The sequence below is a fragment of the Mycoplasma sp. 4044 genome (assembly GCF_053851695.1).
In genome coordinates this window covers 32,259-49,500 of record NZ_JBSQBD010000002.1, presented here as the reverse complement: position 1 = coordinate 49,500, position 17,242 = coordinate 32,259, and the positions used below count along the sequence as shown (strand labels likewise).

Below are 17,242 nucleotides of genomic sequence, written 5' to 3'. Positions count from 1 at the left end.
CATCAATGATTTTCAAAATTCATTCTTTTCTAGTGTAATCGATGATTTACAACAAAATACTAATAGCAATCTAACTCAAGATCAGACTGTTGAACTACAAAGTTTTCTATATACTCAAAGAAGCAGAATACAGGAACAAAGTATTTATTCATATTATTTTGCCAACAATCCGCAATTCTCAACTGATATCGATAATTTTGTCTCAAACTGAAACTCGCTTTCGGTACAACAAAGACAAGAAAAATTAGCGGCTTTTAAAGATTTATTCACTACTTCAGTAGAAAAGCAAGAAAAATTGCTAAATGATGTACTTGAATCTAATGAGAGTGACTATTTAGCATCACTAAAAAGTGATATCAACTCTTTACCAAGTCAAGCGCTTAAAAACCAAGCCAATTCTTTAATAGATAATATTGAAGCCAAGTTGGTACAAAAATCATTTAGCTACAATGAAATCAATATTTTAAAAAATGATGCTAAAGAAATTGTTAATGTTTACAAGAAAGATAAACAATCTATTGACCAAACAGTTTATGAAATTAATGGTTATTTAGATCAATTAAATTCTTATTTGAAAAATAGCGATGCAAATAAAGAAATTGCTTCACAATTGCAGCATTTAATTTCTTCATTTAATGTTCGATTAAATTCATCTACCTCAAAAGATGATTTTGAGCAATTGAAAATTGACTTACAAAACACTGTTTCAAAAGTTTTTGACAATACTAAAAACATTGAAGAAATTAAATATAACTGAACCTCATTTCTTGAGATCCAGAAAAAACAAATTAAGCATTTGACTAAACAAGTAGAACAAATGCAAAATTCGAGTGCTTATGAAGACTTCGTTGCAAGTACCGAATATGATAAAGTTATCGAAGAGAAAGCTAAATATAGTGCTCAGCTTTCACAATTAAACTTATTAGATAAGAAAATTTCAACTATTCTTAAAAATTTAGATGAAAGTCAAAAACAAAACCTAATCAGTTTAGATAAAAATCATGAGTACAAAAATGCTTTAAATAATTTGATTAATAGCAATCTGACAACTGAAAGTTTAGACAAACAAATTAATGAAATTGCTAACAATGTTTTAGCCGATGTTAGTGCACAAGTTTATGCAAAGGAAACTAAAAATAACATCGAACAACTACTAAACGCCTTGAATGCTTATGCTGATCTAGGTTTAGCAAAAGAAAATAAACAACTTTTCAGCGCTCAATTGCAAGAAATGTATCTACAATTAGATTCAATCTTCAATAGCGATAAACTAAAACCTACTGATGCTAAAAAATTAAGTACTGCCCTAGAAGAAAAATGTCGTCAAGCATTGCTAGGAATGTTAAAGACTTTGGACGATACACTAGCCAAATTTTTAGCTTCAGTTTACAATGATGCAAACTCAGCTGACATTGTGAAAAGAATTCAAGATTTCATTGATCAAGAGTACTCACAACAAAATATTACTTCTGACACAACAAATAGCTCACAAGCATACAAAAACGCAATCATTCGTCGTTTAAAAGAATTAGCACGTTTACCTTTAATTAAAAAAGCCAGTCAAATTAAACAATATCTATCTAATACTACAGATAATGCTTACATTACTTATAATCGTAAAAATGATTTAATTTGAAAAAGCTCACAAGACATCCAAGAGCAATTACAACTTCTAAATGATTATCAATCTCAATTAGATAGTTTAACTAATGATGCCTGAAATGGTGAACCAACTGAAACAACAGCTAAAAATTTGGATGCTTTAAATGAAAAAATAGCATCATATGCAAAAAATATTGATGCTCTAAATAATTTAGATACAATCAATGAAAAAATCAATGACTACATTCAAGAAATTTTCAAAGATACAATTGGAAACGAAAAACTTGAAAAACAAATTATTGCTATTAGAAGTCTTCAAAATAGTTCACATAATTTATTTAAAGATGACAATGTTGATTCTTCAGCAATCAAAGATGTAAGTGACAAATTAAGTCAAGCCTTCAATCAATTACAAAGTACAAAAATCGATTCTAACTTATCTTCAAAAGCTGAAGATGCTAAAAAAGAATTAGACAACCTTTATCCAGATGAAGAAGATAAAAAGTTGACAAGTTATCAAAAATTAAGTCAAAAATTAAATGATTTAAGCAACAAAATTCAAAATCAATCACTTTCACAAGATGATGTTGATGCAATTAACAAAAACATTGATAATTTAGAGCAAGCCTTACCTTTGATTCGTAATTTAGAAAAAGGGACTCAATCATTAAATGATGCTGAAAATGAAGTATCTAACGATTCAGATGCCGGACAATATGTAAATAAAGCAAAAGAAGAAAATGATAAACTAAAACAAAAAATCAATGACTTAATTAATAATGTCAATACCGACGAAAACATCAATCTTGAAAATCTTCAAAACTTGCTAGACTCACTAAAAGAACGTCTACAGGACACAAAAAACAGTCTTTTAAAAGATAAAATTGCCAAAGTTAATGCTCAAATCAAAGACACAAAACCTTCAGACTATGTTGCGGGTGTTGCAATTAAGTATAAAAATGAAAAATCAAAAATCACTGATGGCTGATTTGAAAGTTTAATGAATAGCAATTCAGATGAAAAATTAAAAGATGCACTGCAAAAATTTGAAGCAATAAAATCTCTAAATGATTCACTAGTTGAAGCACAAAACTGAATTTTGCAACATAATAAAGAAACAAAATATCAAGAAATTATTGACAAATTAAGTGAACAAGTAGCAGATAATATGTTTGCTTATGATGATACTGTCGAAAATTCACAAAATAAAAAAGCAGAAATTGATAAAAAATTAGCAGAAGCAAAAGCTAAAGTTGAATTACTATCTTCAATCGATAATTTGAAGGCTATTTTAGGCAACCAAAATGACCAACAAAAAGCAATTTATCATGATTTGTCAAACGAAATCAAACAATTAGAAGCAGAATATAGTTCATACTTGGAATCTAATGATTTAACTAGTGAACAACTAGCCAACAAAAAAGCTGAATTAGATGCAAAAATTACTGAACTAAAAGCAAAAAAAGAAGCAATTGATACACAGTTGCAAAATCTAATCAATGATATTGACGCAAACGTTGTTAATAAGACAGATAAAGCAATTGAAGCATTGAAACAAGTAAGTGGTAATGAAAATGATTCATTCCCATTGTATGAAACAACTAAAGCTGATTATGAACAACAAAAAACTGATCCACAGATTGCTTTAGATTCGCTAAATAGTTTTAAAGATAAAATGCAAAAGGCGTTTGCTAAAGATAAGCTAAACAACAAATTAAATAAATTAGCTAAGTTAACAAATCTAGATGAGTTCGACACAACTAATGTCGAAAATCCAGCTTTAGATGCAATTAACAGTGTCAAAAAAGGCATTCAATCATTTGCTGAAGACTTAAAAAATAGACTAAGCCAAGACGATTTAAACCAAGAAGATTTTGATAAAATTAATGGCCAAATTGATAAGTATTTAGATTTAATTAATACTCAGAAAAAAGTCGCAAAACAACTAAAAGACTGATTAGCTACTGAAGATAGTCAACAGAAACAAAGTCTTCAAAATGCAATTCAAACATTATCAAAAGCATTGCAAAATTCACAACCAAGCATTGAAAAAAACTATGATGATACAGAAGCAAAAAATTCACAATTGCAACAAGTTTATGATTCGCTAAAAGATCAACAAAGTAACAAAGATGAAAACAAAGATGCAATAGATAATCAAGAAAATGGTTTAAGACAAGTACTTCAAAATACTTTAGCTGAAAACGCAAGCGACGTTGATAGTGAAGCACAAACTAAAATTAACCAACAATTAGATGAGTTAGTTAACAAAAACAATGGTGCAACATCTGATGAAGAAATTCAAAAAATTAAAGATTTTATCAATGACTTAAAAGCAAATAAAGATAACGTAGTTGAACTTGCTAAAGAAGTAAAAAATGCCCAAGACGCACTGAATGCAACAACTGATACTGACAATTCACACATTAATCGTCTAAAAGATAAAGTTAAAGATTTAATTAAGAAAGCTCAAGAAAATTATGTGCCACAGAATTTGGACACAACTACTCTATCAAAACTAAAAGATGAGCTTACTAAAGCAGTAAAAGAATTGAAAGATTCGACTGAACTTCAAGACTTAATTAAACAAGCAAAACTTATCCTAAATGGTGATAAAACTCAAGAAGGTATTGAATTCTATACATATAAAGGTCTAGAAGACAAATATCAAAAAGCAAGAATCAATCAATTTTTGGATAACATTCAAGCAGATTCATTAAACGAAGACGGAAGCCAAAACTCAGCCATTTTACCTCAACTAAAAGCAAGAGTTAGTGCAACAATAACCTTGCTAAACACATTAAAAGCCATATCACAACAAATTAATCAATGAAAAGGTGAACAAACTGATAAAAATGAAGTTTACAACATCGATATTGAAGCATTAATCGATACATTGTGAACTAACAGTCCACAACCAGAACAAAGATATCAGGATGACCAAGATAATGCTAAAATTTCGGCTAAAAACACAGCAGCATCTCAAAAAGAAAATGAAATCAAACAACTTCACAATCACAGACTTGCAAACTACAATTTAGCCAAAGAAATTTTAGAAAAGGCTGAGTCAAATGACTTAGCAAATTCACTTCCTGAATTCAGTCAAACGATTGCCAAACGTGTAAAAACATTGATGGCACTGAATGTATCTTCAACAGATGATAGTGTATTATTCAGTCAAAGTAATTCTGAAGCTATTAATCAACAACTACAAGTAATTAAAGATTCTTTTGACACCTTAAAACAACTAGCAACAGTAATTAAATCAATTGAAAATGATGGTTCATCAACTAAATATGCATTTAATAATGACAATGAAAACATCAAACCATTCTATGATGAATTTACAAACTTAATTGCTAGTGCTAAAAATCTATACAACACTAATGATGTAGCAAAAGCACAAGAGTATACTAAAAAATTGGCTTGATACCAAAAAGTTGCTAACTCATTTTTACCAAGTTATGTAAAAAGTATCAAAAAGGTTAATGGTAATGAACAATTATCAGATAAAAACTTGAACACAAAATTAGTGGAAAAATTAACATCGCAATGACTAGAAGCTAAAAATATTTCTCTCGATGCTAGTGAAGAAGATTTTGAACATGCACAAAGTGATTACGAAGCAAAAAATAATGCTGTAGTTGATTTAAAAAATGCCTTATTTGAATTAGATGAGGCTTTAATTGATGCGCAAAATTTCCTTGATTTTGAACCAACAAGACAAAATCAAGAATACATTCGTAGCAAGCAAACAAAACAAAGCATTGAAGCACTAAAACAAACAGTTGCGCAAGCCAGTGCAACTTTCCACAGTAGTGATTTATCGCTAGAAGTAGTAAAACAGGCTAAAAGTGATGTTTTAGATAAAAGCAATGAAGTAGCAATTAATATTTCGCATGATGTTGACAAATTAAAAGAAACTTGTCAAGCTCTTTACGACTATGTAAAAGCTAAAAATAATGATTCAACAACATGAAATGTAACCATTCCTGACGGATTCACATATGAAGTTTTAGATAGACTTAATAAAGCTAAATCAACAAATATCCATGACCATTCTTTCATAACTACTGAAATTCTTGACTATGGAATTAGAAAATTAACTGAATTCATGAATGATGTTTTCAATTACGAACAAAGCAGAATGTTTGAAAAAATTAAACTTCTCCAAGCATACAAAGATGCGTTCAGTAGTTCGAAAACAAGAGACTATGAAGGTGTGCAAGATGCATACGATGAAATAGTAAGCACACTCACTGATTTACAAAACATCAGCGATGCAAGTTTATTCAATGTATTTGGGTATGCTTCAGTTGATGCAACAAAATCTTTTGAAAGTGATTTTGTCGATACTGTGGAACAAAAAATTAGTGCAGTTCAATCTAAAATTAATGCCTTAGTGTCTAAAGCAAAAGAATTTTTCAGTATGTTATTTGATAATACTGCGGATAGCCCTCTTGAACAAGGTTTATTCTTTAGATTTGAAATTACTTTCTTAGGTGAGTATGCTTCTTATGAAATGCTTTATGCAATTGAACCTTACAAGATGATTAATATTGAAAATCCAAATTTAGACGTTTACAAATTTTTAGGCTTCAATGAATCACGAAGAATTTGAGTTGAAAAAATTCATCCTGCAATGCAAAAATATGCAAATTTGCTAAAGCAAGATAAACTTCTAAGTGGTTATGCAAGTGCCACAACCCTAGCAAAACTTATGCTAAACACAAATTCAACATTGAATGATTTTTATGATTTTTGAGAAACTCTGTTAAAAGAATATAGTGCGAAATATGAAGAAATTAGAAATTATTCTTTACTAAAAGAAGCAATGGCTGATATTTACGCAACAAAAGACATTAATAGTAATGACGCTAACATAGAAAGTATCAAATCTTCCATTAATAGCATATATAGCAATTATTTGGACTTAATACATGTAACAAGAACATGACGTGATTTGGTAAATCTCTTCTGAGTAAGTTCTAAAATTCCTGGAACTAATGAATTCTATGACTCAAAACAATTGTGATTTATAACTGACATTTCAAAATTAGCGCAGCTATCTACAATGATGAGAACAGTTAATGAGCAAGATCCAAGCGATGGACGACTTAATAGTTACTTTGCTTCATTAATGTCAAAATTAATGAAATACGACTACACCTATGGTCGAGGATATTTAGCCATAAGTGCTTCAAATACTGCTACAAGAGAACAATTCTATCAAGCACTGATGAAATATTCAAAACCAGGTGATACAGAAATTGACATCACCGAAAATGATGAAATCCTTTCACTATTTAATTTATTTGCATTTACTAAAAAAGACAAGTCAAGTGATCCATCTGATTTTAATTTAAAAAATGTAAGAGTTAAAATTGTAAAACAAGATGATGGTTCTTGATACAAAATACCTAACGCATCAAATTCTCGAAATATATCATTTAGACTTAAATATGAATATACCCCAAGCTACTTACCGGACTATATAAAAGTAGATCCAGTGTTAAGTATAAGAACGTGAAATTGATATGATCAAAGATCGATGGAATCATTGATAAAAAACGACAGCACAAGATTTTGAACTTCCGAAGAGGCTTCTGAGTTTCCGGCACAAAATAAATTTGGTGATGCTTCTGTCAGCTTCGTGGCTGCAGGTGGTTATGCTGGTACTGATGAAGACAAGCCTTTTACTGAAAGCAATAATAAATTTGGTTATGATGCAAAAACACCTTTCTTTGATGTGGCAACTTCAAGTTGAGACAAAAACTTAACCAAAGATCAATATGAGCAAAAGATTTCTGAAGACATTGCATGAGCAATTAAAAATTCAACTAACAGCCAGGCACTAACAAAAGTTTTCGTTGATAAAGAAAATAATGCTATTTGACAAGACGCGTCTTATGACAATAATCAAAGTAAGTTTGACATCAAGTTCACAAATCCTAGATTTATTAATTATCAAAATAATGGACACAGTGCTACATATCTAGATTTAGAGCATCAATTCCAAATTATGCAGATGAATATCAATAAAAGAGAATTAACTGTAATTCAAGCAATTCCAGGAGAGTTTATATCGGCTCCTTATAGAAATACAGAAGCTGACTCAGAATTCAATGATCTAGTTGGACTGGGCAAAGCATTCGTTCCTAGTGATGAAACCAGCGCTTACTCATACGTTAAGGAATATAATTCACCAACGGTTACAGTTTATTACTACAAATTCAATTTTGAATATAATGAAGAAGATAAAAAAATCTACATTTGAAATAGTTGAATGGAAAATCAAACATTCTATAAGAATTTTACAGTATGATCGACAGGCAAATTTTACGCACCAATGTTTACTGAGCATAAAGTTACTTACCCAGGACAAACTAGTGAAAAAACCATACACACAATATCACCAGTCGATGCAGCAATTCTTTTCTCTAGAGGTGATGTTATGCAACAAATGGGATTAGGAACATCAAAATCTTGAAACTATGATGATGCTAAAAAAGATACATATATCGACATAAGGGAAAATACAGATCATGTTTTAACAACAGAAGATGCTGCTGGAAAATATAATTCATTCAAAGTTTTCAAAAACGATATGAGTGGAAAATTAGTGTGATCAGATCCTGACAATCCTAAAAACACACACGTTACTGACGATCATACTAAAAAATCAATTTTATATAATGCTGGATTAATTAAATTCAAAACCCAAATTCAATAATACTTCAACGTGACACTCCAAAATTACTTGGAGTGTTTTTATTTTTAAAATTGGTTTCATTTTTTACTTTAATAAGTGAAAGGAGGAAAATGCAGAGTGCTGCAAATATTTACAAAAACACAAGAACAAATCCCAAAGATCGCAAAAAAATATTTGCATTTATCGCCTTAGGCTTAATGGCATGTGCAAGTGTAACAACATTTACAATTAGTGCTATTACACAAGTACAAAAAAAGTCAACGTTGCGCAAAAGCAATGAAAAAATAACGGATTTAAGAACTGAATTAAATGACTTAAATAAGCTTTTAATTGAAAAACAAAATCATAACAATGCACTTTTAGAACAAATAGAATCATTCAAGCAAAATGCTTCTTCTGACGAAAATCAAAAAATTGCTCTTAGTGAAAAATTACAATCTTTGACACAATTAGTAAAGAAATTAGAATTAGAAAATTTACAAATAAACAAAACGTTGCTTGAATCGAACAGCAAAATTTCAACACAAAATTCATCGCTAGAAGATTTAAAAACACAAAAGCAAAACTTATTAGTTGCTTTGTCAAAAAGCAAAAGTGAAGTTCAAAAATATAAACAAGAAATAGAAAACGTTAAAAGTGACTTAACTAAATCTGCAATAGAAGCTAAATTAATGTCCGATAAACAGATAAGTCAATTAGTAAATCAATTAGAACAATACAAAAAAGATTATGTTCTACTCACTGAAAAATACAATAAAAATCTTGCTGAGTACAATGCTAAGCTTATAACTAATAAACAAGTTTCAGATGAAGAAATACTTAGATTACAAAATGTTTTAAATGGTTTGAATGCTAAATATGCGGCTGAAAAAAATGAATTACAAGCAAGAAACAATACCTTAAATGAACAACGTGATAGAGAAAGACAAATCTATGAGTCGCGTATTGATGTTATTACAAACGAAAATGAACGCAATAAAAAGAACATTTCATCACTGAACAAACAAGTGGAATCTTTAAATAATGAAAAAAGCATTTTGACCAAAAAAATAGCTTCAGCTATTGAAGACAAAAAACAAACTGAAGATAAGTATAAAAGTATGTTAGGAGCTTTGAATACGAAAATAGACGAATTAAACAACGCTAATTTTGGTTTAAACAATAATTTGATAGCTTTACAAAAAGAAAATGAAGAAGCAATTAAGAAGATAAATGAGTTGCATGAATCAGAAACAACGAAGCTCAATATTTTAATTACTCAACTTAAAGCAGACAATTCAAAATACACAGAAAACGCAAAAGCATATGTTTTAGTAATTAAGGCAATAATTGAGAAAATGCTAATAAATGTTGAAACTACGTTCGCATCTGCTAAAGAAATTTTCAAAGGCTCAAGTTTTGAAAAACTTAAAGACTTTTATGGTAATACTGAAACATTTATAACATTTTTAAAAACATTCAAAAGTGACGTGCAAGCCATGATAAATGAAAATAAATTCATTCAAAAGGAAAAAATGATAACGAAATCCGAGACTATGATGTTGAATTTTGAGTCATGATTAAAATCTTACAATCTTTTGAATTGAAACGTTGTTGATGTTTATTTTAAACATCGTCAGACTATCTTGGAATTAAGAGACGAAGCAGCAAAACTTAATCAAAAAATCGGATTTCTTCAACAAACTATAACTAATAACCAAAACTTGCTTACTACATCACAAGGTAACTTAAACAAAATAAGCCGGGACTTATCTGTTGCAAGATCTGAAATTATTGGCTTAAAACAAGATGTAAAATCTAAAGAACGTACAATAAGTCAAAATGAATTAACAATCCGAAATTTAAAAGACGACATAAGTAAGTTAAAAGTTGAAAATGGTGATTTAGTAAAATACAAAAAACAACTTTCAGAAATGACTGCTAAATTTAACAAATCAAATGATGACTTAAAACTCGCTTTAAGTGAAATAGAAAACAAGAAAGCACTTATAGAGACACAAAATCAAAAAATTCAACTTTTAACCAACAAAGAAACAGAATTAACAAAACAAGTTCAATCATTAATTAAGGAAAAAGAACAACTTGCCACAAGTATTGCTGAATTAAAAACTAAAATTCAGTCAGTAGAAAGTTTATTGCTTCGCGCCCAAAGCAAGTGAGCTAAGGCAATAATAGATGCTAAATTTCAAACATGAAAATTATATTTAAACGATATCAATCGATATATTGGCTTCCACAACAATTTAAGTTCTAACTCATTTAGTGGTATTAATGCTAGAGCATACGAAATATACACATTGAATCAATTTGACGGCAATGAAAGTATTTTCATAAAATTGGATGGCGATTTTAGTGATGCATTGAGAAAATATTACAACACTTCTTACTATGAAGTAAACGATATGGATGACAAAATAAAAACACTAGCACAAAATATTAAAGCAAATAAATCAAGTTTATCAAAAGGATATGGCATTACCACTGCTAATCAATTAATCGATGGCATTAATAGACATATTTCAAATGATTTTTCATTTTTAAGTAGTCTTAGACTAAGTACAATGCAAAATCCACCAAAAGTTAGAGGAAGACCAAAAGGACCATACCATTAATGAATAATTTCAAAGAAATAAGTGACACAAATGCAGCAAAAATTCAAGTTGGAAGCTTGATAACAGTTCTTACTACACTGATACCGCTTGGAATAAACTTAATATCTTCACTGATTGGGATAGGTAAAATGGCAACATCACAAAGCGGAGAAATTAAAACAAAAGATGTAACATATAAGTGAACTAACGAAGCTGCCAAGGAAAATTATGTATTTCCAGTCCATTACAACATCTAATTTTGCAAATTACCAAGTTAGCAAAGAAGTTAGTGACGCTATTGATTATGCTAAAAAGAAAAATAATCATTTTTTTAGCTCAAAACAAAACTTGATAGCATCTTTAAAATATCTTTCACACTTATTACCTTACGATTTAATTAATATTTGACTGCTTGAAAAATATCAAAGCAAAGGTTTGGTTCATGATGATTTTGAAGGTTGAAAAAAACGTGGTTACTATGTTAAAAAAGGACAAAAAGCTTCCTACATAGTAATGCTTAAGAATGTTTCATTTTTGATTGATAAAGAAAATAATGATGTAAGTTTAGTTGAATTTAAAAGGGCTAATTCAGATCAGATCAAGAAGTATCAAAATGGCGAACTATTTCTGTTAAAAAAGAAAATGTATACGCTTGTACCTGTTTTTGATGAAAATCAATTAAACAAACCTTTTGAAAATAAAATTAAAAACGTCAATTTTGATACTTTCAAAAAGATTATTATCCAAATTGCTAAAGAGCTAAATTGCTACGCGGAATTTGATTTTAGTGACAATCAAAAATTTAAAAAGCAATTTTACAATGTGTTAAAGCTTGTATTTGATCTAAACAATTCTAATAAATCGATTGCCAGTTACAATTTAAACTTAGAAATGATAGCTTACTTGTTGTTAGAACATTTTAATTTAAATGATGTTAACGATTGATCATATGACTTTGAATTTTTGCAGTGATATGATAAGAATTTAGATGAAATAGAAAAAGAAAAATTAATTATAACAGTGCATAACATAGCTTTATTTTTTGCACAGAAAATTAAAAAAACCCTAGCCTAACATCTGGCTGGGGTTTGTGTTTAATTAATATGTTCCGCAATATTCTAAATTAACATTAATAGGTTTAACATTGATTAAGCTGAATGTTTTTTGTTCAACAAAAAAGATTAGATTCTTAGTTTCGAAAACAAAATCAGCATTTTTCTTTACTTTGTATTTAATTTTGTAAGAAACATTATTTTTGTTGTTATCAATACTAATTTGAAAATCATCTAGAATGTTAATATTTGCATGTTTTTGCTCACAAATGGCTTTTTTTAGTACATCGATGTGAACTGAATAAGTTACATTCATGCCTGAATTAACATTAATTCATTCTTTCATTTTATTTGTTTGCTCTTCCAACATATTTACCTGATTCAGTTGATACTAAAATTGTTTCTCCTTCTTTAATGAACATTGGAGTTTCAACTTCGAAGTTAGTTTCAACAATAACTTTCTTTTGTGGGTTATTTGCTGTGTTTCCTTTAACAGCTTCAGGTGCTGAGATAACTTGCAATTCAACGTTAGCTGGCAATTCAATGTCTAAGACTTCTGTTTCATATTTACGTACTAAAACTTTTAGTGAAGGTTTCAAGAAATTCATTTCTCACTCAACTTTAGCAACTGGAATTTCAATTTGCTCGAAAGTTTCTTGATCCATCAAAATAATGTTTTCTCCATCGCTGTATAGATAGTCCATTGAAGATTTTTCAATTCTAGCAGGCTTAACTTTATCTCCACCGGTGAATGATTTGATTGTAGTTGAACCACTACGTAGATTTTTAACTTTTGCTTTAACTGTTGCTTGTCCACGCCCTTGTTTTGAGTGTTGCGATTCTAAAACAACATAAATATCACCATCTAATTCAAATGTGATTCCTGGTTTAAATTCATTAACATTTAACATATTGTCTCCTTATGATTATTTTAATTGTTGATGTTGTGCACTAGTGTGTGCTGATTGGTTTTGATTTTGGTGCTTTTTAGAGTCTAAAACTCAAAAAACAATGTTTGAAATAACAACGTATAATGATGTGAAAATTGCTCCACACACTAAGCTTAAGTCTGCTCAGTTGAATACTCCGTGACTAGCTCAAGGAACGATAAAGATATCTCTTACTCCATCGTAGTTAATTCTGTCAGCCATATTTCCTACTGCACCAGCACTAATACTTGCTAGTCCAATAATAATCGCTAAATTTCTTTTGTTTGTTATTGATACCGTAATACCATAACTTAATAAAACTATTACAATACTCAAAAAATGTAAAAATCCATATGAAAGTGAAGAACCAAAGAAGGTTGTTCCAGGATTAAGAACATGTCTTAGGCCTCATAATCTTCCATAGTCAACTGCCAAGGTGGCATCGTTTTTATTATAGATTGAATATTTAGTTGCTAAGTCAATAACCAGCATTAATCCAAAAACAGCAAAAAAGATAGTTGTGTTTACAAGAAATGTGTAAAAAGTGATTTTTTTGTAGTGAGCAGCAATATCATGAGCTGCCTTTTTTAGTCATTTTTTAGCATTATTAAGCATTGATGACCTCCTCACATCTTGAACATAAATCATCTTTGATTTCACTAGATTCAAAATGGTTTCAACATCTCTGACACTTGATACTATCTTTTAATGGTTGTACTTTTGTTTCGTTAGCAAAATCTACTTTAGCTACCATCAATAGAGAAACTAAATCTAAAGACTTGATAAATTCACTGTCAGTTTTAATTGTTACGTAAGCTTCATTCACTCTCTTGAATTCTTGGTTTTTAATAGCATTTTCAATTAGTCTGTAAACTTCATCCTTTAGTTCAAAGAATTCTTTTCATTGATTTTCGATTGTAAAATCAAGTGATTTAGCTTTGAAAAAGTCAAGCAAGTGAACTGAAGATTTTTTATTTTGGTGTTTAAAATATTTATAAATTTCTTCGGTTGTAGTTGGCAATATTGGCGCCAAGGCAGTAATTAATGTTTCAATGATTTTGTAGAAGTTGTATTGAATTTGTAAACGATTTGCATTATTTTTAGCATCTGCATATAAACTATCTTTCGAAATTGAAATATAGTAAGAACTTAGATCAATAACGAAATTGTTGATATCCTTGATTACGTTAATGAAGCGATAATTTTCGTAATTTTCAACAATTTTAGCCTCAAGGTTTTTTCTTCTTTCATCGATTAAAGCATGGATTGATTCAAGTTTAGTTTCGTGGAACTCATTATCACTAATTGCTCCCAACATAAACTTAAATGTGTTTCTTAATTTACGGTAAATTTCAACATTTTGGTCAAGAATTTTGTCATTAATTGAAATATCAGAAGTGTATTCACTATTTGCAACTCAAAGTCTTAAAATGTCTGCTCCGTATTTTGAAACGATGTCCAAAGGTTTGATGATATTTCCCTTTGATTTTGACATTTTCTCACCCTTACCATCTAGTAAGAAACCATGTGATACTAATTGTTTATAAGGTGCTGTATCTCTTCAAGCAATTGAGTTGATTAGACTAGAGTTAAATCATCCACGATATTGGTCACTACCTTCAAGATATAAATCAAAAGGCGCCTTAATCCCTTCTACATCCAGACCAATTGAAGTTGAACCCGAGTCAAATCAAACGTCCATAATGTCATTTTCTTTGGTGTAGCCTAAATTACGGAATTTTTCTGGTAATAATTCATCCGCACTTAGTTCATATCAAATATCTGTTCCATGTTTTTCAACCAACGCAATAATGTGATCCATAATTTCATCGTTGAATACTGGTTCTTTATTTTTGTCATAGAAAACAGTAATTGGGACTCCTCAAGATCTTTGTCTTGAAATAGTTCAACTTTCTCTTGCTTCTAGCATTAGTGACAATCTTTTTTTGCTTCAATCATTGAAAGTTTGGACATTTTGAATAGCATCCATTATTTCTTTTTTGATTGGTTTTAAAGATACGAATCATTGTGGTGTTGCACGGTACATTATTGGCAAGTGTGTTCTTCAATCGTGTGGGTATGAGTGTTTAATTTTCTTGAACGCAAGTAGTAAACCTTTTTCTGTTAGAAGTGCTCCCACTTTTGGATTAGCATCATCATAGAATAAGTTAGCAAATTGACCTGCTTTATTATTTAATGAACCATCGTCTTCAACATGCATAATCATTGCTAAATTGTTCTTTTTCCCAATTAAAAAGTCATCTTCACCAAAAAGTGGAGCCATATGCACTAAACCTGTCCCACCGTCCAATGTTACGTGGTGACCTTCAACAATTGGACAAACTAAGTCATTCACTGGCGAAAGGTACTTAGCATCTAAAAGTTTTTGTCCTTTAAACGTGTCTAAAACTTGGTAATTTTCTCACTTAAAAATTTCAACTAAAGACTCAAGCAACTCTTTTGCAACAACGTAATTTTGATTATTAGCACTAACCTTAACATAGTCGAATTCTTTACTTACTGCTACCCCACTATTGGCAATTAGAGTTCAAGGAGTAGTTGTTCAAATTACAACGTTATCGTCTTTGGCTAAGACTTCATTTCCTTCAACAATTTTGAAAGCAACATACATTGATGGAGAGATATGATCGGCATATTCAACTTCTGCTTCAGCTAAAGCACTTTGACTCGAAGGCGATCAGTAAACTGGCTTTAAATCTTTGTAAATTAATCCGCGATTAATCATTTTTTGTAATAAACGCAATTGATCCGCTTCCATTTTTTTATCTAAGGTTTTATAAATGGTTTCAAAATCTGTAAGTAGTGATAATTGTTTGAATTCTTCTTTTTGTAATTCAATTTGACTTAGTGCATATTCGGCACAAGCTTTTCTTAGTTCTACAACACTGAAATCATTTTTATTTTTCTTAGCTTCAGAAAGCATTTTGTGTTCAATTGGTAAACCGTGAGTATCTCAACCAGCAACAAAAGGAGAATAAAATCCGGCCATATTTTTTTGACGAACAATGATGTCTTTAAGCACTTTATTCATTGCGTGTCCGGTGTGAATATGACCATTTGCATAAGGTGGTCCATCATGTAACACGAAACTTGGCAAGTTCTTGTTTTTAGCTAAAATTTGACGATACAACTTATCTTGTTCTCATTGTAAACGGTAACTTTTTTCTTTGTTAGCCAAGTCTGCTTTCATTGGGAAATCAGTCTCAGGCATTAACAACGTATCTTTGTAATCTTTCATATTGCTCCTCGTTTTAAAATCAATCATTTTTTACAATTTGACGTATTATGTAATATTTTACCAAAATATTAAAGAAAAACCGACAAGCAGTCGGTTCACTCTTAGCTCTTCACTTCTGAAAATCAGTCAATGATATTGATAATGTCTTCCAATTTTGCAATTACAGTAACTAAATCTCCTTCTTCGATGACGAAGTCCCCTTCAGGTAAAAAGCTTGAAAGTCCACGTTTTATTAACACAATTGATGCATTTTTGCTACGAACATCTAGTTCACGAATGGTTTTTTTAGCTAGTTTTGGGTTCTTAATGTAGGCTGAACCAAACACAAAGCCATCCCCAGCGTCTTCTAAGTCTTGCGAGTATGAAATTAGCGATTGGTTGGCAACAATTAAAGCAGTTTTAATTCCCGCTTCTTCTTCAGGACTAATAATGACATTTACTCCGATTTGCTTTAATACCCGTGAGTGACGTACTGAATTTGCTCTGGCAATGATGTTTTTAATTCCAATTTCTTGTAACGCTGCCACAATTTCAATGTTATCTCCAGTTGCAACAACAACGGTTTCAATGTCGTTAATTGCCATTGCCATTAGCGCTTTAGGATCGGCCGCATCTGCCACAAAAACTTTATTTACTTCATCCCGGAAAGGAATTAAATTCTTTTCACTTTCGTCAATTAAGGTTAGGTGTAATTTATTATCATAAGTTTTAATTAAATTTTGGACAACACTTTGTCCATAACGACCCATTCCGATGATGCAAATTTCAACAATTTTTGACTTATTTTTTTTCATTTTTACCTCTGTTTTTTGCAAAATATTGCACTTTTTACGTTAACTATTATAAATATTTTAATTTGTGTTAAGCAATTTAGCACAATTTTAGTTTCTTAAAAGTCCAAAAACAGATTTTTTAAAGCCTTTAATCCTTATTTTTGGTATACTTACTTAAAATTTTTTTGTTCCTAATTGGCAAAAAACACAAATCCTCTTTCAAATTATTTATTAATAAATAATTGAGACCTATCAATCCTGATAATTTGTTAAAAAATACGTTTCGAAGCTAAAAATTAGCCTTTTTTTGCCTTTTTTTGCCTC

General features: G+C 30.0%; 9 protein-coding genes. 4 read left to right on the top strand and 5 right to left on the bottom strand.

Annotated features, from left to right (window positions below):
• Window positions 1–295 precede the first annotated feature (295 nt).
• From ACWXVN_RS02235 to ACWXVN_RS02220, 4 genes are all read left to right on the top strand, one after another.
• Complete coding sequence (locus tag ACWXVN_RS02235) at window positions 296–8,335, top strand: hypothetical protein (RefSeq protein WP_455978982.1); 8,040 nt, start codon at window positions 296–298, stop codon at window positions 8,333–8,335.
• Between the two features lie 89 nt (window positions 8,336–8,424).
• Window positions 8,425–10,926 carry a hypothetical protein gene (locus ACWXVN_RS02230; RefSeq protein WP_455978981.1) on the top strand — a complete coding sequence of 834 codons (2,502 nt, stop codon included), beginning with the start codon at window positions 8,425–8,427 and terminating at the stop codon, window positions 10,924–10,926.
• Window positions 10,926–11,162, top strand: a complete 237-nt coding sequence (locus tag ACWXVN_RS02225; RefSeq protein WP_438341772.1) for a hypothetical protein — start codon at window positions 10,926–10,928, stop codon at window positions 11,160–11,162. Before ACWXVN_RS02230 ends, ACWXVN_RS02225 begins: the two co-directional genes overlap by 1 nt.
• Window positions 11,134–11,979 carry a hypothetical protein gene (locus tag ACWXVN_RS02220; RefSeq protein ID WP_455978980.1) on the top strand — a complete coding sequence of 282 codons (846 nt, stop codon included), beginning with the start codon at window positions 11,134–11,136 and terminating at the stop codon, window positions 11,977–11,979. The genes ACWXVN_RS02225 and ACWXVN_RS02220 overlap by 29 nt, the downstream gene beginning before the upstream one ends.
• Before the next feature lie 24 nt (window positions 11,980–12,003).
• Here the strand turns inward: ACWXVN_RS02220 and ACWXVN_RS02215 are convergent, their stop codons facing one another.
• The 5 genes from ACWXVN_RS02215 to ACWXVN_RS02195 form a co-directional block, all read right to left on the bottom strand.
• On the bottom strand, window positions 12,004–12,303 hold the full coding sequence (locus ACWXVN_RS02215; protein WP_455978979.1) for an MMB_0454 family protein: 300 nt from the start codon (window positions 12,301–12,303) through the stop codon (window positions 12,004–12,006).
• Between the two features lies 1 nt (window position 12,304).
• Window positions 12,305–12,868: an elongation factor P gene (gene efp / locus ACWXVN_RS02210; RefSeq protein WP_438341769.1), complete on the bottom strand. Its 564-nt coding sequence runs from the start codon at window positions 12,866–12,868 to the stop codon at window positions 12,305–12,307.
• 15 nt (window positions 12,869–12,883) lie between these two features.
• Window positions 12,884–13,501, bottom strand: coding sequence for a signal peptidase II (locus ACWXVN_RS02205; RefSeq protein WP_438341768.1), 618 nt, complete (start codon window positions 13,499–13,501; stop codon window positions 12,884–12,886).
• Complete coding sequence (ileS, locus tag ACWXVN_RS02200) at window positions 13,494–16,145, bottom strand: isoleucine--tRNA ligase (RefSeq protein WP_455978978.1); 2,652 nt, start codon at window positions 16,143–16,145, stop codon at window positions 13,494–13,496. The genes ACWXVN_RS02205 and ileS overlap by 8 nt, the downstream gene beginning before the upstream one ends.
• Window positions 16,146–16,246: 101 nt before the next feature.
• Complete coding sequence (locus ACWXVN_RS02195) at window positions 16,247–16,939, bottom strand: NAD-binding protein (RefSeq protein ID WP_438341766.1); 693 nt, start codon at window positions 16,937–16,939, stop codon at window positions 16,247–16,249.
• Between the last annotated feature and the right edge of the window lie 303 nt (window positions 16,940–17,242).